The organism is Pseudomonas sp. X4 (genome assembly GCF_040784925.1).
Lineage (GTDB): Bacteria > Pseudomonadota > Gammaproteobacteria > Pseudomonadales > Pseudomonadaceae > Aquipseudomonas > Aquipseudomonas putida_Z.
The window spans coordinates 3,969,028-3,986,786 of record NZ_CP160798.1 but is presented as its reverse complement, the minus strand read 5'-3'; the positions used below and the strand labels follow the sequence as shown (position 1 = coordinate 3,986,786).

Below are 17,759 nucleotides of genomic sequence, written 5' to 3'. Positions count from 1 at the left end.
CCGAGTAGATAACCGAGATAACCTATGTGCCCTCTTCCCCAGCGCTGGCGGGGCATCACGCCCTTGCTCGCCCTCGGTGGCAGCTACCTGGCAGCGCCTGCCTGCCTGGCACTGGCCAACGAACCCCCGCTGCAATTCCAATCCGGCTTCCTGCACCAATCCAGCGGCCACGCCGCCGGCAGCGCCGCCCCTGCCCTGCATGCCCTGGCAAACGAGCAACGCTTGGCCCCCGGGCGTTATCGCGTGGAGGTCCGTGTCAACCTGGCCCCCGCTGGCGAACACGACATCGAATTCCAGCAACGCCAAGGCCAGCCAACACTGAACCCATGCCTGGCCCCTGGGCTGCTGTTCAGCCTTGGGCTGCGCGAACGCAGCCTGGCTAAACCGGAACTGGCCAAGGCAGCGTGCAGCGACCTGCCCGCCCTGGTGGAAGGTGCCCAGGTGGAATTCGATTCGAGCCGCCTGCGCCTCGACCTGTCCATTCCCCAGGCAGCGCTGCAACGCGACAAGGCCGGCAGCGTCGCCCCGGACCAATGGGAGCAGGGTATAAATGCTGCATTCGTCAATTACCAGGCCTCGGCCATGCACAGCAGCCAGCGCGACGGGCGTAGCCGCAGCCAGCACGACCTGCTGCTCAACAGCGGCCTGAACCTGGCCGGCTGGCGTCTGCGCAGCAGCCAGAGCCTGCGCGAGGATGGCCAAGGGCACCGACGCTGGCGCCACAGCAATACCTACGCCCAGACCGACCTGCCCGCCACTTGGGGCACATTGACCCTGGGCGAGACCTACAGCAATGGCGAGGTGTTTCGCAGCCAACCCATCAAAGGCCTGCAACTGGCCTCCGACCTTGGCATGCTGCCAGATACCCTGCAAAGCTATGCCCCGGTGATCCGCGGCGTGGCCCAGAGCCGCGCCAAGCTGGAAGTGCTGCAGAACGGTTTTCCCATCTACAGCACCTATGTAGCCGCCGGCCCCTATGAAATCGACGACCTCAGTGTCGGTGGCGGCAGCGGCGAACTGGAAGTGGTGCTGACCGAGGCCGACGGCCAGGTGCGCCGCTTCACCCAGCCCTACTCGACCCTGAGCAACCTGCTGCGCGATGGCATCTGGCGCTACAACCTCGCGGCCGGGCGCTACAACACCGCCAACGGTGACGAAACACCCCAGCTGCTGCAGGGCACCTTGGCCCGCGGCATCGGCTGGAGCAGCACCCTGTATGGCGGCGTACTGACCAGCGACAACTACCGCGCCAACGCCTTGGGGCTGGGCAAGGACTTTGGCGCGGCCGGCGCATTGTCGTTCGATGTCACCCATGCCCGCAGCGACCTGGGCACAGCACTTGGCCAGGTCAGCGGCAACAGTTACGCCGCCCGTTATGGCAAGGCATTCCCTACCCGTACACACCTGCGCTTTGCCGGCTATCGCTACTCCACCGAGGGCTTTCGCGACTTTGACGAAGCCGTGGCGCAACGGAACAACGACCACCACTGGCTAGGCAGCCGTCGCAGCCGCCTGGAAGCTTCGATCTACCAGCAACTGGGCCGCAGCAGCTCGCTCAGCTTCAACCTGAGCCAGGATGACTACTGGCAAGACCAGCGCCAACGCCGCCAGTACCAGTTTTACTTCAACACGCATTACAAAGGCATCAACTACAGCCTGTTCGCCTCGCAGTCGCTCAACAAGACCCACGAGAACGACCGCATTCTCGGCCTCAGTCTGTCGTTCCCTCTGGACTTCGGCCTGGGCAGCAGCGTCACCCTGGACACCCAGCATCAGGCGGGGCGTTTCAGCCAGCGCGCCAGCCTCAGTGGCGGAGCATTGGACAACCGCCTCAATTATCAGGCGGCTCTGGCCAATGATGGCCAGCAGAACAAGAGTGCCGAGCTATCGGCCGGCTACCTGACCCCGCATGCCAACTTCGGTGCCGGCTATTTTGAAGGCAACGAGTACCGCAGTCTGTCGGTCAACGCCAGCGGCTCTGCCCTGGTGCACGGCGATGGCCTGGTGTTCAGCCCCAATTTCGGCGAGACCAACGCGCTGATCCATGTACCCGACACCCCCGGCGCGGGCATGGAAAACGCAACCGCAGCACGCACCAACGCCAAGGGTTATGCCCTGGCACCGCACCTGCAGCCCTATCGGATCAACCGCCTGACACTCACCACCGACCAGCTCGAACCGGATGTGGAAATCGACAATGGCACGGCCCAGGCCGTACCGAGACGAGGCGCAATCGTGCAGCGCACGTTCGCCGCACGTCGCGTTGCACGCCTGGTGCTGACCCTGCTGAACACCGAGGGCAAACCATTGCCTTTCGGTACCCAGGTCAAGGATACCCAGGGCAAGACACTGGCGGTGGTGGGACAAGGTGGCCAAGCGCTGGTGGCTACCGAAGCAACCAGTCAGGTACTGAACGTGCGATGGGGCGAGCAACCGGCCGAGCAATGTCAGCTGTCGATCAAGCCTGCCAGCATGCGTCAGCAGCAGGGCTTCTACCTGCAAACCCTGACCTGCCCCGCCACTGAAGCCTGATGACTCTTGCCCAACAACGGAACCTATTCATGCGACCTCAACGATACCTGCCAAGCTTGTTTGCCTTGGGGCTTGCCCTTGGCACACAGCTCATCAGCCTACCGCAGGCCCACGCCATTTCAGGTTGCACCTGGCAAGGGGCGAGCGGCCCGGTCAGCCACAGCGTCAACCTGGGCGAATTCTGGGTGCCCAGGGATGCCGAGCCCGGCACCGTCATCGGCTCCGTCCAACGCCTGGTTTCCCAAGACCCCTTGAATCGGGAAATCCGCTGCGACAACGACGGCACCGGCGTACTGACGTTCCTCATGCCTGCCACCGTACCGGTGCATGGCAAACCGCTACCGCCCGTCAACGGCTGGGACGTCACCGGTAAAGTCCTGGAAACCGGCATTACGGGGGTCGGCCTGTACATCCGCCTCAACCACCCCTATACGGGTGCCAACAACGGCTTTCGACCCGTCGACGATGTGGCCATACCCTATGAAGGCCGCAATACGGTAAACATCTCGCCAACACCGCTGTTGATAAACGCCTTGAGCGCCAATTACTACCTGATCAAGACTGGCCCCATACCGGCAGGCCGTACCCACTTCAACACACGAGTTGCAACAGGCACCGTCACCGACCTCGGTCCGGCACTTCAGCTGAGCGTGGGAGCAGGCGTAAACCAGGCGCAATGCACGCTCAAAGCCGATGCGGTGAGCGACACCCCCGTTCGCTTGGGCAGCCACGATGCCGCCACCTTCTCCACGCCCGGTGATGCTTCGCCGCCGGTCAACTTCCACATCACGTTGAGCGACTGCGATGATGACCCGGCCGGCAGCGTGGCACGCGCGCACATTCGCCTCGAAGGCGCACTGGGTTCAAGTGTGATCGACCCCAGACTCGGGTTATTCAGCCTCAATGACAGCGCTCCGGCACAAGGCATTGCCATCCAGCTACTGCGCAGTGACAGCTCACCCATGACGCTTGAGCAAGACGAGCCGGTAACCTGGCTGACGCTCGGCGACACACGCCTGGATTTCAAGGCACGTTACTACCAGATTGACCCAAAGGTTTCGGCAGGGCCTGCCAGCGGGGCACTGAAATTCACCATCAGCTATCGCTGATGCCCTATGCCAAGGGCGCAGGACGCGCCCACTGGGGCTTGGGGAGCCAAACATGTAACGCAAAAAGGGACCCGAAGGTCCCTTTTTGCGTTACATGTTTGGAGCGGGAAACGAGACTCGAACTCGCGACCCCGACCTTGGCAAGGTCGTGCTCTACCAACTGAGCTATTCCCGCATTGTGAAGCTTTACCGCTATCGGCGTGAAGCGCCTTGAAGACCTTCACCACCACTGCACCGCATAGACGCCACAGTATTGAACTGGAGCGGGAAACGAGACTCGAACTCGCGACCCCGACCTTGGCAAGGTCGTGCTCTACCAACTGAGCTATTCCCGCAAATGGCGTCCCCTAGGGGACTCGAACCCCTGTTACCGCCGTGAAAGGGCGGTGTCCTAGGCCACTAGACGAAGGGGACACACGACACTTTTCAGTGCACCAGGTTTGAACCTCACGATTCAGCCTGGATTTTCTTTTCCTGCCCCGCCCTTAGGCGCTGCCGGAGAAACTGGAGCGGGAAACGAGACTCGAACTCGCGACCCCGACCTTGGCAAGGTCGTGCTCTACCAACTGAGCTATTCCCGCAATTTGGCGTCCCCTAGGGGACTCGAACCCCTGTTACCGCCGTGAAAGGGCGGTGTCCTAGGCCACTAGACGAAGGGGACACGCTGCTGGCATTACTGCCTGCTTTCACTCCCTGCTGCGTTTCGCTGTGTGCTTTACGCTGCAAGTGGCGCGCATTCTATGGATGGTTCGGACAGGCGTCAACCCCTTTGTAGAAATTTATTTAAATCAATGACTTCCGGGTGAGTTGGGGTGCAGTTGCGGGATGGGTTGCCGATATAGAGAGAGGCAATCCTGTGCCGGCCCTTTCGCGGCTAAAGCCGCTCCCACAGGGACCGTGCGCAGTTTGAAGGCAGTGCCGTACCTGTGGGAGCGGCTTTAGCCGCGAAAGGGCCGGTACAGGCATGTAGCCGCTATTCGCCCCCCGGCAAACTCACTACACTCAAAGCTGTAATTCTTCTTCAATGAGGCATTAACGGTGACACCACTTCTGATCACCCTGCTCATCGTGGCGGGTATCGCGTTGCTGATCGTGATCGGCTACCTAAACAATGTGGTCGAGAACGGCAAGCTCGAGCGCGCCCGGATGAAGGTCGAGCTGGCCGACCGCCTGCGCCGCTGTGGCGAAATCACCGAGACCTTCCCCGGCCAGTTCATGACCCCGGCGCTGAAGTTGCTGCTGACCCGCCTGGAGCTCAACCTCAACCAGCGTCAACTGGCGATGGACAAGCACAATGCCGACATCAAGGCGCGCATCGCCGAACTGGAGAGGCTGATTGCCCAGGGCGGGCAGATTCCGGTAAACAACCCGCCCAACCCGATCCAGACCGAGATCAAGGCCAAGGATGTGCGCTTCTTGTTGGAGGCGCTGCATAACCAGGTGACCCGCGCCGCCCAGGAGGGCTTCCTGCCCACGCCCGAGGCCAAGCAATGGATCAAGGAAATCCGCCATATCCTGGTGCTGCTGCATATCGAGTTCTTCAACAACCTCGGCCAGCAGGCCCTGCAGCAGAACCAGCCAGGCCAGGCGCGCCTGGCCTTCGAGCGCGGCGTGCAGTACCTGCGCAAGCAGCCGGAACCGAAGGTTTATGAAGAGCAGCTGACGTACCTGGAGAAGCTGCTGGCCCGGGCCAACGCCCAGGTGCTGGACCGCATGGCCCCGGCGGAGGACGAGCAGAATGAACTGACCCAGGGGCTCAAGACCGATGAGGAAGAGACCTGGAAGAAGAAGGTGATGTACGACTGATGCTTTAACCTGTACTGGCCTCTTCGCGGCTAAAGCCGCTCCCACAGGGACCGCACTGCCTTCAGGCTTGATGCCATCCTTGTGGGAGCGGCTTTAGCCGCGAAGAGGCCGGTACAGGCAACGACCATCAGCAGTCGGTCAGCTCCAGGAAAATCGCCGCCAACCGCTCCAGCCCCACCTGATCCGCCTCACTGAAGCGCCCAAGCTTCGGGCTGTCCAGGTCCAGCACACCAATCAACCTGCCCTCCTTCACCAGCGGGATCACCAGCTCGCTGTTGGACGCACTGTCACAGGCAATGTGCCCCGGGAACGCATGCACGTCCTCTACCCGCTGGGTCTGCCGGGTGGCCGCTGCCGCCCCGCACACGCCCTTGCTGAACGGGATGCGCACGCACGCCACCTGGCCCTGGAATGGGCCCAGCACCAGTTCTTCGTTGCGGTTGAGGTAGAACCCCGCCCAGTTCAGGTCGTCCACCTGGTTATAGAGGAACGCCGAAAACTGCGCGGCATTGGCGATGAAGTCACGCTCGTCGGCAAACAGCGCCTGCACTTGCGCCGCCAGCAGGTTGTAGCCGTCGAGGCCGGCGCCACTGGCATTGAGGTCGATCATTTACTTTTGCTCCAGCAATTGCAGCCCGACCCAGTAGCGGGCGAACTGATAGGCACAACGGCCATTACGGTTACCGCGGCCGGTGGCCCAGCGCACGGCGAGGATGTCGAGTTCTTCGCTGCGCTGCCAGGCCAGGCCAGCAGACTGCGCGAGTTGGCCGATCCAGTGCTCGACCACGTTCAGGAAGTGTTCCTGGGTGAAGGGGTAGAACGACAGCCACAAGCCAAAACGGTCGGATAGGGCAATCTTGTCTTCCACCGCTTCGCTGGGGTGCAGCTCGCCGTCCACGCGCTTCCAGTTCTCGTTGTCGCTCTCCTTCTCCGGCACCAGGTGGCGGCGGTTGGAGGTGGCGTACAGCAGCACGTTGTCGGGGGCCTGCTCGAGCGAGCCGTCGAGCACGCTCTTGAGCACCCGGTAGTCGCCCTCCCCGGCTTCGAACGACAGGTCGTCGCAGAACAGGATGAAGCGCTGCGGCAGCTTCTGCAGTTGCTCGACTACACGCGGCAGGTCGGCCAGGTGGTCGCGTTCGATTTCGATCAGGCGCAGGCCGGCACCGGCGTGCTCGGCCAGCAGGGCACGTACCAGCGACGACTTACCGGTGCCGCGCGACCCCCACAGCAGTGCATGGTTGGCCGGCATGCCGTTGATGAACTGATGGGTGTTGCGGCCCAGCTGGTCCCGCTGCTGGTCGACGCCGATCAGGTCGCTCAGGCGGATGTCCAGGCTGACTTCCAGCGGCAGCAGGTAGCCGCTGCGGCCATCGCGCTGCCAGCGCGCGGCCAGGGTGGTGGCCCAGTCGATGTTCGGGCGCTGGGCCGGCAACAGGGGTTCGAGGCGGGCCAGTACCGATTCGGCGCGGTCCAGGAAAGCAATCAAGCGAGCGTCCATCAGGGCTCCTGCAAATTCAGATTCGGGGCTGCTGTGCCGGCCTCTTCGCGGCTAAAGCCGCTCCCACAGGTTTACCACCGCCCTTGAGACCTGTGATGTACCTGTGGGAGCGGCTTTAGCCGCGAAGAGGCCGGCACAGCCAGTAGAACAATCAAGGCTGAATGTGTGACAGACCCACCAGCAGCCGGGGCTATTCGGCTATGCTTGCGCAGCGCAAGGGACGTGAAACCGGCTCGGGACACATGGATATCAAGTTCACCAATCGCCTGTCATACAAGCAAGCCCGGTTGACAGTCCTGGTCGGCTTCATCCTGGGAACATTGCTCAGTCTCATCCAGATCGGCATCGATTATGCCAGCGAAGACGCGTCCATCAACCGTGAAGTGCGCGCCTTGCTGCAAATCAGCCACAACCCGGCTTCGCGCATCGCCTACAACATCGACTCGGAACTGGCCCTGGAGCTGACCCGCGGCCTGCTGCAATCGCCGGCGATCATCCGTGCGCGGCTGATCGACAACAACGAAACAGTGCTGGCCGACGTCGAACGGCCGCGCCTGCAGGACCGCTACCGGCCGCTCAGCGACTTCCTGTTCGGCGACCAGCGCCAGTTCAAGGAACGCCTGTACCTGACCCACATGCCCGAGGAATATCTCGGCACCCTGTACCTGGAGGTTGACACCTACGCCTTCGGCAGCCGCTTTCTCGACCGTGCCGGCATCACCCTGCTCAACGGTTTCGCCCGCAGCCTGGTGCTGACCGGCATTCTCCTGGCGCTGTTCTACATGATGCTGACCAAGCCGCTGGTGACGGTGATCGGCGCGCTCAGCGGCAGCGACCCGCGCAAGCCCCGGCAAACCCGCGTGGCCTGCCCGCACGGCCACGAACACGACGAGATCGGCGTACTGGTGAAGGTCGCCAACCAGCAATTCGTCAGCATGGCCACCGAGATCGAGCAGCGGCGCACCGCGGAAAACCGCCTTACCCAGTACCTCAACGAGCTGGAAGATATCGTCTCGGCACGCACCAACGAGCTGAGGGCCAGCAACAGCAGCTTGAGCCTGTCCAACCAGGAGCTGGAAGAAGCCCGCCGCCGGGCGCTGGACATGGCCCAGGCGCGCGCCGCCTTCCTCGCCAACATGAGCCACGAAATCCGTACCCCGCTCAACGGCATGCTCGGCATGATCGCCCTTGCCCTCGACAGCCCGCTGCCCAGCGAGCAACGCCAGCAGCTGGCGATAGCCCATGACTCGGGCAAGGTGCTGGTGGAGTTGCTCAACGATATTCTCGACCTGTCCAAGTTCGATGCCGGCCAGCTGGAGCTGGAGCGCATTCCGTTCGACATGGGCTCGATGGTCGAGGACACCGCCAACCTGCTGTCGCAGAACACCGCGCAAAGCGTGGAGCTGACCTGCCTGATCGCCCGCGACTTCCCCAGCAGCGTGCTTGGCGACCCCACGCGGGTACGGCAGATCGTCAGCAACCTGCTGTCCAACGCCCTCAAGTTCACCCGCTTCGGCCGCGTGGATGTGCGCCTGGCGACCATCGTCGGCGGTGTGCGCCTGGAAGTGCGCGACACCGGCATCGGCATCCCCGAAGAAGCCCAGGCGCGGATCTTCCAGCCGTTCACCCAGGCCGGCGCCGGCATCACCCGCCAGTACGGCGGCACCGGCCTGGGCCTGGCGCTGACACGCAACCTGTGCAAGGCCATGCAGGGCCACCTGCATATCAAGTCCGACCCGGGCTTCGGCAGCCGCTTCACCGCCGAGCTGCCGCTGGCGGTGCACACCGAAGCCATCCCGCCGGCACCGTTGCACGGGCGCGTGGCGGCGCTGAGCGCGGCCGGCAGCGGGCTCGATGAACTGCTGCAGGACCTGTTGCCCGCCTGGGGCCTTGCCTATCAGCACCATGACAGCAGCGCGGGGCTGGACGCCACGGCCATCGACCTGCTGATCACCGACAGCCTGGACCAGCTGTTCGAACTGCGCCCGGCACTGAAGACACCGATCCTGCTGGTGACCGCCTACGGCAACTTTCTGCCCAGCGAACAGTCGGTCACCCTCGCCCCCCTGCACCAGCTGGCCCGGCCGCTGGCGCGCAACGCCCTGTACCAGACCTTGCGCCGCACCTTGCAGGGCCACGAGCCCGAACACCCGCTGGACACCCCGGCCATCACCCTGGAACAAGGCCGCGCGCGCATCCTGCTGGTGGAGGACAACCCGGTGAACCAGCTGGTGGCCAAGGGCATGCTGGCCAAGCTCGGCTGCCAGGTACAACTGGCCACCCAGGGCGCCGAGGCCCTGGAGCTATTGGAACAGGACGAGTTCGACCTGGTACTGATGGACTGCAACATGCCGGTGATGGATGGCTACGAGGCCAGCCGGCGCATCCGCCAGAGCGGCCGCTGGCCCGACCTGCCGATCGTTGCCCTTACCGCCAACGCCATGCCCGAAGAGCGCGAGCGCTGCCGGGCAGCGGGCATGAACGACTACCTGGCCAAGCCGTTCCGCCGTGAAGAGCTGCTGGCGCTGGTCGACCACTGGGTGCCGGTCAACGGCTGAGCAGGCGCTCGATGTCCGCTTCCAGGGCCTGCGGCTTGGTGGTGGGGGCGTAGCGCGTTACCTGGCCAGAGGCCGGGTCGACCAGAAACTTGGTAAAGTTCCACTTGATCTTCTGGCTGCCCAGAATGCCCGGGGCGCGCTGCTTGAGTTCGACGAACAGCGGGTGGCTGCCTGGGCCGTTGACCTCGACCTTGCGGAACAGCGGGAAGCTCACGCCGAAATTGCGCTCGCAGAACTGGGCAATTTCCCGTGCATCGCCCGGCTCCTGCTTGCCGAACTGGTTGCAGGGGAAGCCCAGCACCACCAGGCCGCGTGCGCGGTAGGCCTGCCACAGTTGCTCCAGGCCCTTGTACTGCGGGGTAAAGCCGCACTGGCTGGCGGTATTGACCACCAGCAACGCCTTGCCGGGGAAGTCGCCGAGTTTCTTGTGCTCGCCGCCCAGGGTCACGCAGGGGATGTCCAGTATCGATCCAGCCATGGTCGGGCTCCGGTCAGTCGCGCGGGCGCAGGTCGATGCACACCGAGTTGATGCAGTAGCGCAGGCCGGTCGGTGGCGGGCCATCGGGGAACACGTGGCCCAGGTGCGCATCGCAGCGGGCACAGGTGACTTCGGTGCGGATCATGCCATGGGAGGTGTCGCGGATCTCGATCATCGCGCTCTCCTCGATGGGGGCGTAGAAGCTCGGCCAGCCGCAGCCGGAATCGAACTTGGTCTGCGCATCGAACAGTGCCAGGCCGCAGCAGATGCAATGGTAGATGCCGTCGCGGCGCTCGCTGTTGTACTTGCCGCTGAACGGCCGCTCGGTGCCCTTGAGGCGGCACACCTGGTACTGCTCGGGGTCGAGCATCGACCGCCATTGTTCCAGGGTTTTCTCGATCTTTTGCATGTAGGGACCTCGGCAGGCTGAATTTCACTGCGCACCGTCTTTTCCGGGGCGCGGGTGGCACGTATATTAGTTGGCTTCGTGTGCCAGGCGTTCAGTCTGGCACCCGCTTCCTGCCCTTTCAAACCTTTCGGCGGGGCGTAGCGCGTTTTCTCAATCGGGATCCCATCATGCAGTTCAGCAAATCGAACAAGCTCGCCAATGTCTGCTACGACATTCGCGGCCCAGTGCTCAAGCACGCCAAGCGCCTGGAAGAGGAAGGCCACCGCATCCTCAAGCTGAACATCGGCAACCCGGCGCCGTTTGGCTTCGAGGCGCCTGACGAAATCCTCCAGGATGTGATCCGCAACCTGCCCACCGCGCAGGGCTACAGCGACTCCAAGGGCCTGTTCAGCGCGCGCAAGGCGGTGATGCAGTACTGCCAGCAGAAGCAGATCGAAGGCGTCGGCATCGAGGACATCTACCTGGGTAACGGTGTGTCCGAGCTGATCGTGATGTCGATGCAGGCGCTGCTCAACAACGGCGACGAAGTGCTGATCCCGGCCCCCGACTACCCGCTGTGGACCGCCGCCGTGAGCCTGGCCGGCGGCAAGCCGGTGCACTACCTGTGCGACGAGCAGGCCGACTGGTTCCCCGACCTTGAGGACATCAAGGCCAAGATCACCCCGAACACCAAGGCCCTGGTGATCATCAACCCGAACAACCCGACCGGCGCGGTGTACTCCAAAGAGCTGCTGCTGGGCATGCTGGAACTGGCCCGCCAGCACAACCTGGTGGTGTTCTCCGACGAGATCTACGACAAGATCCTGTACGACGAAGCCGTGCACATCAGCACCGCCTCGCTGGCCCCCGACCTGCTGTGCCTGACCTTCAACGGCCTGTCCAAGTCGTACCGGGTGGCGGGCTTCCGTTCCGGCTGGCTGATCATCTCCGGGCCCAAGCACCACGCGCAAAGCTACATCGAAGGCATCGACATGCTGGCCAACATGCGCCTGTGCGCCAACGTGCCGGCCCAGCATGCCATCCAGACCGCGCTGGGCGGCTACCAGAGCATCAACGACCTGGTGCTGCCACCGGGCCGCCTGCTGGAGCAGCGCAACCGCACCTACGAACTGCTGAACGACATCCCGGGCGTTAGCTGCGTCAAGCCGATGGGTGCGCTGTATGCATTCCCGAAGATCGACCCGAAGGTTTGCCCGATTCACAACGACGAGAAGTTCGTGCTCGACCTGCTGCTGTCGGAGAAGCTGCTGATCGTTCAGGGCACGGCGTTCAACTGGCCGTGGCCGGACCATTTCCGCGTGGTCACCTTGCCGCGGGTGGATGACCTGGAGGCGGCGATTGGCCGGATCGGCAACTTCCTGCGGACTTATTCGCAGTAAGTACCGGCCTCATCGCCGGCAAGCCAGCTCCCACAGGATCTCCACAGGCTGAAGATTGTGGGGTCCCCTGTAGGAGCTGGCTTGCCGGCGATGGGCTGCAACGCAGCCCCAACATTCCCACAGGATGTTTCTTACATCCTGCAACGCTCTATCCCACAGCCCCCGCGCCATCCTCTGCCATACTCCGCCGTACACAGTTTGAAATAGTCGCCCGATTGAATCGGCACGGCAGGCCCCTTATATACCCCGCAGTAAGCGACAACTCATCCGTCAGGAGAACGTAACAACCATGATGCGCATTCTGTTGTTTGTAGCCACCAACCTCGCGGTGGTGCTGGTTGCAAGCATTACCCTGAGCCTGTTCGGTTTCAACGGGTTCATGGCCGCCAACGGGGTCGACCTGAACCTCAGCAGCCTGCTGGTGTTCTGCGCCGTGTTCGGCTTTGCCGGCTCCCTCGTCTCGCTGTTCATCTCCAAGTGGATGGCGAAGATGACCACCGGCACCCAGATCATCAGCCAGCCGCGCACCCGCCACGAACAGTGGCTGCTGCAAACGGTCGAAGAGCTGTCCCGTGAAGCGGGCATCAAGATGCCCGAGGTGGGTATCTTCCCGGCGTACGAGGCCAACGCCTTCGCCACCGGCTGGAACCGCAACGACGCGCTGGTCGCCGTATCCCAGGGCCTGCTGGAGCGTTTCTCGCCCGATGAAGTGCGGGCAGTGCTGGCCCACGAGATCGGCCACGTGGCCAACGGCGACATGGTCACCCTGGCGCTGGTGCAAGGCGTGGTGAACACCTTCGTGATGTTCTTCGCACGCATCATCGGCAACTTCGTCGACAAGGTGATCTTCAAGAACGAAGAAGGCCAGGGCATTGCCTACTACGTGGCGACCATCGTTGCCGAGCTGATCCTGGGCATTCTGGCCAGCATGATCGTGATGTGGTTCTCGCGCCGCCGCGAATACCGCGCCGACGAAGCCGGTGCACAGCTGGCCGGTACCGCGGCGATGATCGGCGCCCTGCAGCGCCTGCGCGTGGAGCAAGGCCTGCCGGTGCACATGCCCGACACCATGAAGGCCTTCGGCATCAATGGTGGCCTGAAGCACGGCCTGGCCGGGCTGCTGATGAGCCACCCGCCGCTGGAAGACCGTATCGAGGCCCTGCGCCGTCGCGGTTGATCCAACCGGTAAAACAAAAGGGCGACTTCGGTCGCCCTTTTTTGTACACCTGTGCCGGCCTCTTCGCGGGTAAACCCGCTCCCACAGGTTCACCACACACCTTGAGGATTGTGCAGTACCTGTGGGAGCGGGTTCACCCGCGAAAGGGCCGCTGCAGGCTACACACCTGTCATCGGCTAACCCGGTACACCCGCTCCAACAAACTCGATACCCCGGCCTGCAAGAACTTCGGGCTTTCCTTAATCACCTCCACAGCCTCCAACTCATCCACCTGCCACCCGGTAAACCCCTGCCGCAGCTCTTCATCCCCGACCGAAAACGGCGGCCCGCCCAACAAAGCCTGATCATAATCCAGAGTCACCACCACCCCCTGGCAACCCGCCGGCAGCAAGCCCGACAACAACTGCATGTAAGCCACACGCATTTGCGGCGGCAAGGCAATCAGCGCCGCCCGGTCATACAGCCCCGCGCAGTCGCCGATATCCTCTGCCTGCAACGCAAAGAAATCCCCACACCAGAGCTCAACGTCACCACTGCGCCAAACCTCGAAAGCCCCGCGCTGTTGCACCTCGGCTTCAAGCCCATGCTCGCGGAAGAATGCCTCCACCGCCCGCCGCGACAGCTCTACGCCCAACACGCGGTACCCCTGCCCGGCCAGCCAGGCCAGGTCCAGGCTCTTGCCGCACAACGGCACCAGCACGCGGCTACCCGGCGCCAGGCCAAGCGTTGGCCAATACTTCTGCAGATAGGGGTTCACCTGCGCCTGGTGAAAGCCGATCTGGTTGTCGGCCCACCGCTGCTGCCAGAACGCTGGCTCCATGATCACTCCCGATTTTTAGATGGTTTGTCGGTAAAAGTTGGTTTGGATTTCGATCTGTAGTTGATCGAAGATGAGTGCATCTTAACCGTCAGGACCCTGCCATGCTGCCCAGCCTGTTCATTTCCCATGGTTCCCCCATTCTGGCCCTGCAACCCGGCGCCAGCGGGCCGGCGCTGGCCGGGCTGGCCAACGCCCTGCCCCGGCCGAAAGCGATCGTGGTGGTGTCGGCGCACTGGGAAAGCCGCGAACTGCTGGTTACCGGCAGCGCACGACCAGAGACCTGGCATGACTTCTACGGTTTCCCACCGGCGCTGTATGCGGTGCAGTACCCGGCGCCGGGTGACCCCACCCTTGCCGGCCAGGTCAGTGAATTGCTGAAGGCTGCCGGGCTGCCTGCCCGGCTGGACGCGCAGCGGCCGTTCGACCACGGCGCCTGGGTACCGCTGTCGCTGATGTACCCGGATGCGAATATTCCGGTGATGCAGGTTTCACTGCCCAGCCACATGGGGCCGGCGCTGCAGGTCAAGGTAGGCCAGGCGTTGGCGGGTTTGCGCGGCCAGGGCGTGCTGCTGATCGGCTCGGGCAGCATTACCCACAACCTGGGCGAACTGGACTGGCATGCCGGGCCGGATGTGATCGAGCCTTGGGCACTGGCGTTCAGGGATTGGGTGGTGGAAAAGCTGCGGGCCGATGATCAGGAAGCGTTGCTGGGTTATCGGCAGCAGGCGCCGTTTGCGGTGCGTAACCATCCCAGTGATGAGCATTTCCTGCCGCTGTTCTTTGCCCTGGGGGCTGGGGGCAAGTTCGGGGTGGTGCACCAAGGGTTTACCTTGGGGGCGTTGGGGATGGACATTTATCGGTTCGACTGAAGGGCCTCTTCGCGGGCTTGCCCGCTCCCACAGGTCCTCCACAGGTCTTGAGAGCTGTGATGCACCTGTGGGAGCGGGCAAGCCCGCGAAGAGATCGCACAGGCAAAAAAAATCCCCAGCCAAAGCCGGGGATTTTTTCATTGCGCCAGGATCAATCCTCGCGGTAGCGACGCAGCTTCAGCTGCTTGCCAGCCACGCGGGTGTCCTTGAGCTTGGACAGCAGCTTCTCCAGGCCATCTTCCGGCAGCTCGACCAGGCTGAAGCTGTCGCGCACCTGGATGCGGCCAATGGCGTCACGGGCCAGGCCACCTTCGTTGAGGATCGCGCCCAGCAGGTTCTTGGCAGCGATGCCGTCACGGGCACCCAGGGCAGTACGGCAACGCACACGGCCTTCGGCCAGCGGCATCGGCGCACGGCGCTCGCGGTCACCACGCTCCGGCCGCTCGCCACGCTCACCACGTTCGGTACGCTCACCACGCGGGGCGAAGCTCGGCACCAGCGGCTGCTCACGCTCTACCGCAGCCAGGTCCAGCGCCTGGCCATTGGTGGCCTTGCGCAGCAGGGCAGCAGCCAGGGCACGCGCGCTGCAACCCAGGTCGGCGGTCAGGCGGTCGAACAGCTCGCCGTGGGTGGCTTCCGCTTCGGCAACCAGCGGCGCCAGGCTCGAGGTCAGCTTCTTGATGCGGGCGTCCAGCACGGCCTGGGCATTCGGCAGGCGGGCTTCGGCAACTTTCTGCCCGGTTACGCGCTCGATCACCTGCAGCATGCGGCGCTCACGCGGGGTGACCAGCAGCAGTGCACGGCCATCGCGACCGGCACGGCCGGTGCGGCCGATACGGTGTACGTAGGACTCCGGGTCGTACGGCATGTCGACGTTGAACACGTGAGTGATACGCGGTACGTCCAGGCCACGGGCAGCGACGTCGGTAGCGACAACGATGTCCAGGCGGCCATCCTTGAGCGAGTCGATCACGCGCTCACGCTGGTTCTGGGCGATGTCGCCGTTCAGCGCGGCAGCCTTGTAACCCTTGGCTTCCAGCGCGGAGGCCAGGTCCAGGGTGGCTTGCTTGGTACGCACGAAGGCGATCAGCGCGTCGAACTCTTCCACTTCCAGCAGACGCAGCACAGCCGGGATCTTCTGGTCGGCGTGGACCATCAGGTGGGCCTGCTCGATCGCGGTAACGGTCTGGGTCTTGCTCTGGATCTTGACGTGCTTGGGCTCGCGCAGGTGGCGTTCGGCGATCGAACGGATCGACGACGGCAGGGTGGCGGAGAACAGCACGGTCTGGCGGCTGGCGGGGATGGCATCGAAGATCACTTCGAGGTCGTCCATGAAGCCCAGCTTGAGCATCTCGTCGGCTTCGTCCAGTACCAGGTACTGCACGGTCGACAGGACTTTTTCGTCACGACGCAGGTGGTCGCACAGACGGCCCGGGGTGGCCACGACGATTTGCGCGCCGTTGCGGATCGCACGCAGCTGTGGGCCCATCGGGGCACCACCGTAGACGGCGACCACGTTCACGCCCGGCATCTGCTTGGCGTAGGTTTCGAAAGCGGTAGCAACTTGCAGCGCCAACTCACGGGTTGGCGCCAGGATCAGGGCTTGCGGTTCGCGCTTGCTCACATCGATCTTGTTGAGGATCGGCAGGGCGAAGGCAGCGGTCTTGCCGGTGCCAGTCTGCGCCTGGCCGATCATGTCGTGACCGGCGAGGATGATCGGGATCGATTGTTGCTGAATGGCGGACGGCTCTTCGTAGCCGGTCGCCAGAACGGCAGCAACAATATTCGGATTGAGATCGAGAGCGGCGAAGCCGCCGGTTTCCTGGGTCATGGGTCTGCCTCTAGGTGCATCCGCAAAGACCCATGCTCCAAAGCTGCACAAGCCATGAAAGACCGACAGGTCACCCAGGCAGCTTTGGCGGCGGGGATTTGCGAAAACGATTGAAAAAGAAAACGTGGGAAAGTCCGCCTAGCGGACGTGCAGCCGAAGCTGGACTCGGAGGGTTTGCACCACCTGATTTTGCGGTCCGCTAAAAGACCGGCGCGTACTATACCCGAAATCGTGCGCAGACGTGAGGAATATTTTCAGGGTGCCTGGCCAGTGTCGGGCCATCAATCACCTGGAGCTGAATCGATAATTCTTTATTGCCTGTATCGGCCTCATCGCCGGCAAGCCAGCTCCCACAGGGACAGCGCATGGCTTGAGGCCAACGCGGTCGGTGTGGGAGCTGGCTTGCCGGCGATAGGGCCAGCAGCCTCGCCACAGATTCATCAGGTAGCCGGCCGAATCTCGCGGATCAGCCCCTCGAGGCTGTACCCCAGGCGCGGCGCCAGCGCCTGGGCCCGGGCTTTCAGCCCATCCAGGTCCAGCGTCTGCTCCAGGTCCGCCGGCACCAGCAGGATCACATTGCCCTCCTTCACCGGCAGCTCCCAGTAATGCCGGTGGTACAACCCGCGCAGCAACGCCGCGCCCAGCGGCTTGCCATCGTCGGTGGCCCACTGGTTGATCACCAGCCAACCACCCGGGTTCAGCTGCTGCTGGCAGTTCTCCAGGAAGTTCCACGCCAGGTGGCCCACCCCCGGCCCATGGTCGGTGTACAGGTCGACGAACAGCAGGTCGGCCTTCTCCGCCGTGGGCAAAAGCTCCAGGGCATCGCCGATGCGTACATACAGCCGCGGGTCGTCGTCCAGGCCCAGGTACTCCATGGCCAGGCGCGGTACGTCCGGGCGCAGTTCGATGGCTTCGATGTCGTCCAGCGGCAGGAACTTCATGCAGGCCTGGGTCAGCGTGCCGGCACCCAGGCCGAGAAACAGCGCGCTCTCCGGCTGCTCGTGGCACAGCGCCCCCACCAGCATGGCGCGGGTATAGTCATACTCCAGCCAACTGGGGTCGGCCGTGAACACGCAGCTCTGCTCGATCGCATCGCCGAATTCCAGAAAGCGGTAGTCGTCGACTTCATACACGCTGATGACGCCAAAGGCGTCCTCCACCCGTGCCAGTAGCCGCTCTTCCCGTTCCGCCGTCATGCTCACCACCCACCCGCGCAAAAACGCGCATTGTCCGTCAACACCCTCGATGCAACAAGCGCAGCGCCAACTGTTACCATGGCCCATAGCCTACAAC

13 protein-coding genes, 5 tRNA genes and 1 pseudogene are annotated in these 17,759 nt (G+C 63.4%); 7 read left to right on the top strand and 12 right to left on the bottom strand.

Annotation, left to right across the window (positions count from 1 at the left end; genetic code table 11):
* Nucleotides 1–24 precede the first annotated feature (24 nt).
* Entirely contained in the window at nucleotides 25–2,532 is a 2,508-nt protein-coding gene (locus ABX298_RS17855) for a fimbria/pilus outer membrane usher protein (protein ID WP_367393408.1), read from the top strand.
* 29 nt (nucleotides 2,533–2,561) lie between these two features.
* Nucleotides 2,562–3,641 (top strand): fimbrial protein, encoded by a 1,080-nt coding sequence (locus tag ABX298_RS17850; RefSeq protein ID WP_075044111.1) that lies wholly within the window; start codon nucleotides 2,562–2,564, stop codon nucleotides 3,639–3,641.
* Nucleotides 3,642–3,740: 99 nt separating this feature from the next.
* Here the strand turns inward: ABX298_RS17850 and ABX298_RS17845 are convergent.
* The 5 genes from ABX298_RS17845 to ABX298_RS17825 form a co-directional block, all read right to left on the bottom strand.
* Nucleotides 3,741–3,816: transfer RNA gene (locus tag ABX298_RS17845), tRNA-Gly, on the bottom strand.
* Between the two features lie 84 nt (nucleotides 3,817–3,900).
* Nucleotides 3,901–3,976: transfer RNA gene (locus ABX298_RS17840), tRNA-Gly, on the bottom strand.
* 3 nt (nucleotides 3,977–3,979) lie between these two features.
* Nucleotides 3,980–4,055 (bottom strand) — tRNA-Glu (locus tag ABX298_RS17835).
* Nucleotides 4,056–4,146: 91 nt separating this feature from the next.
* Nucleotides 4,147–4,222 (bottom strand) — tRNA-Gly (locus ABX298_RS17830).
* A 4-nt stretch (nucleotides 4,223–4,226) separates the two neighbouring features.
* A tRNA-Glu gene (locus ABX298_RS17825) sits at nucleotides 4,227–4,302 on the bottom strand.
* A gap of 377 nt (nucleotides 4,303–4,679) precedes the next feature.
* Here ABX298_RS17825 and ABX298_RS17820 point away from each other — a divergent pair.
* The gene (locus ABX298_RS17820; protein ID WP_286101250.1) at nucleotides 4,680–5,447 is read left to right on the top strand and encodes a hypothetical protein; all 768 of its coding nucleotides are present in this window, start codon (nucleotides 4,680–4,682) and stop codon (nucleotides 5,445–5,447) included.
* A 127-nt stretch (nucleotides 5,448–5,574) separates the two neighbouring features.
* Here ABX298_RS17820 and ABX298_RS17815 read toward each other — a convergent pair whose 3' ends face one another.
* Nucleotides 5,575–6,057, bottom strand: a complete 483-nt coding sequence (locus ABX298_RS17815; protein ID WP_003260813.1) for a GAF domain-containing protein — start codon at nucleotides 6,055–6,057, stop codon at nucleotides 5,575–5,577.
* On the bottom strand, nucleotides 6,058–6,945 hold the full coding sequence (locus ABX298_RS17810; RefSeq protein WP_075044109.1) for an ATP-binding protein: 888 nt from the start codon (nucleotides 6,943–6,945) through the stop codon (nucleotides 6,058–6,060).
* A 200-nt stretch (nucleotides 6,946–7,145) separates the two neighbouring features.
* On the opposite strand from ABX298_RS17810, the gene ABX298_RS17805 reads away from it, so the two are divergent.
* Nucleotides 7,146–9,503 carry a response regulator gene (locus tag ABX298_RS17805; protein ID WP_075044108.1) on the top strand — a complete coding sequence of 786 codons (2,358 nt, stop codon included), beginning with the start codon at nucleotides 7,146–7,148 and terminating at the stop codon, nucleotides 9,501–9,503.
* Here ABX298_RS17805 and ABX298_RS17800 read toward each other — a convergent pair.
* Both ABX298_RS17800 and msrB read right to left on the bottom strand, forming a co-directional pair.
* Nucleotides 9,493–9,981 carry a glutathione peroxidase gene (locus ABX298_RS17800; RefSeq protein ID WP_015269382.1) on the bottom strand — a complete coding sequence of 163 codons (489 nt, stop codon included), beginning with the start codon at nucleotides 9,979–9,981 and terminating at the stop codon, nucleotides 9,493–9,495. The two genes, ABX298_RS17805 and ABX298_RS17800, sit on opposite strands and share 11 nt — an antisense overlap.
* Before the next feature lie 13 nt (nucleotides 9,982–9,994).
* Nucleotides 9,995–10,390 carry a peptide-methionine (R)-S-oxide reductase MsrB gene (gene msrB, locus ABX298_RS17795; RefSeq protein ID WP_085590101.1) on the bottom strand — a complete coding sequence of 132 codons (396 nt, stop codon included), beginning with the start codon at nucleotides 10,388–10,390 and terminating at the stop codon, nucleotides 9,995–9,997.
* Nucleotides 10,391–10,557: 167 nt separating this feature from the next.
* On the opposite strand from msrB, the gene ABX298_RS17790 reads away from it, so the two are divergent.
* Both ABX298_RS17790 and htpX read left to right on the top strand, forming a co-directional pair.
* A complete protein-coding gene (locus ABX298_RS17790) occupies nucleotides 10,558–11,769 on the top strand; it encodes a pyridoxal phosphate-dependent aminotransferase (RefSeq protein ID WP_023661072.1) in 1,212 nt (403 codons plus the stop codon).
* Between the two features lie 289 nt (nucleotides 11,770–12,058).
* On the top strand, nucleotides 12,059–12,946 hold the full coding sequence (gene htpX, locus ABX298_RS17785) for a protease HtpX (RefSeq protein ID WP_003259721.1): 888 nt from the start codon (nucleotides 12,059–12,061) through the stop codon (nucleotides 12,944–12,946).
* 169 nt (nucleotides 12,947–13,115) lie between these two features.
* Here htpX and ABX298_RS17780 read toward each other — a convergent pair whose 3' ends face one another.
* Nucleotides 13,116–13,766, bottom strand: a complete 651-nt coding sequence (locus ABX298_RS17780; protein ID WP_317409395.1) for a thiopurine S-methyltransferase — start codon at nucleotides 13,764–13,766, stop codon at nucleotides 13,116–13,118.
* Between the two features lie 101 nt (nucleotides 13,767–13,867).
* Between ABX298_RS17780 and ABX298_RS17775 the strand changes: the two genes are divergently transcribed.
* Nucleotides 13,868–14,635 (top strand): class III extradiol ring-cleavage dioxygenase, encoded by a 768-nt coding sequence (locus ABX298_RS17775; protein ID WP_367393407.1) that lies wholly within the window; start codon nucleotides 13,868–13,870, stop codon nucleotides 14,633–14,635.
* A 151-nt stretch (nucleotides 14,636–14,786) separates the two neighbouring features.
* Here the strand turns inward: ABX298_RS17775 and ABX298_RS17770 are convergent.
* Nucleotides 14,787–16,500: pseudogene (locus ABX298_RS17770) on the bottom strand (DEAD/DEAH box helicase).
* A gap of 406 nt (nucleotides 16,501–16,906) precedes the next feature.
* The gene (locus tag ABX298_RS17765; protein ID WP_367393406.1) at nucleotides 16,907–17,662 is read right to left on the bottom strand and encodes a spermidine synthase; all 756 of its coding nucleotides are present in this window, start codon (nucleotides 17,660–17,662) and stop codon (nucleotides 16,907–16,909) included.
* Nucleotides 17,663–17,759: the final 97 nt, after the last annotated feature.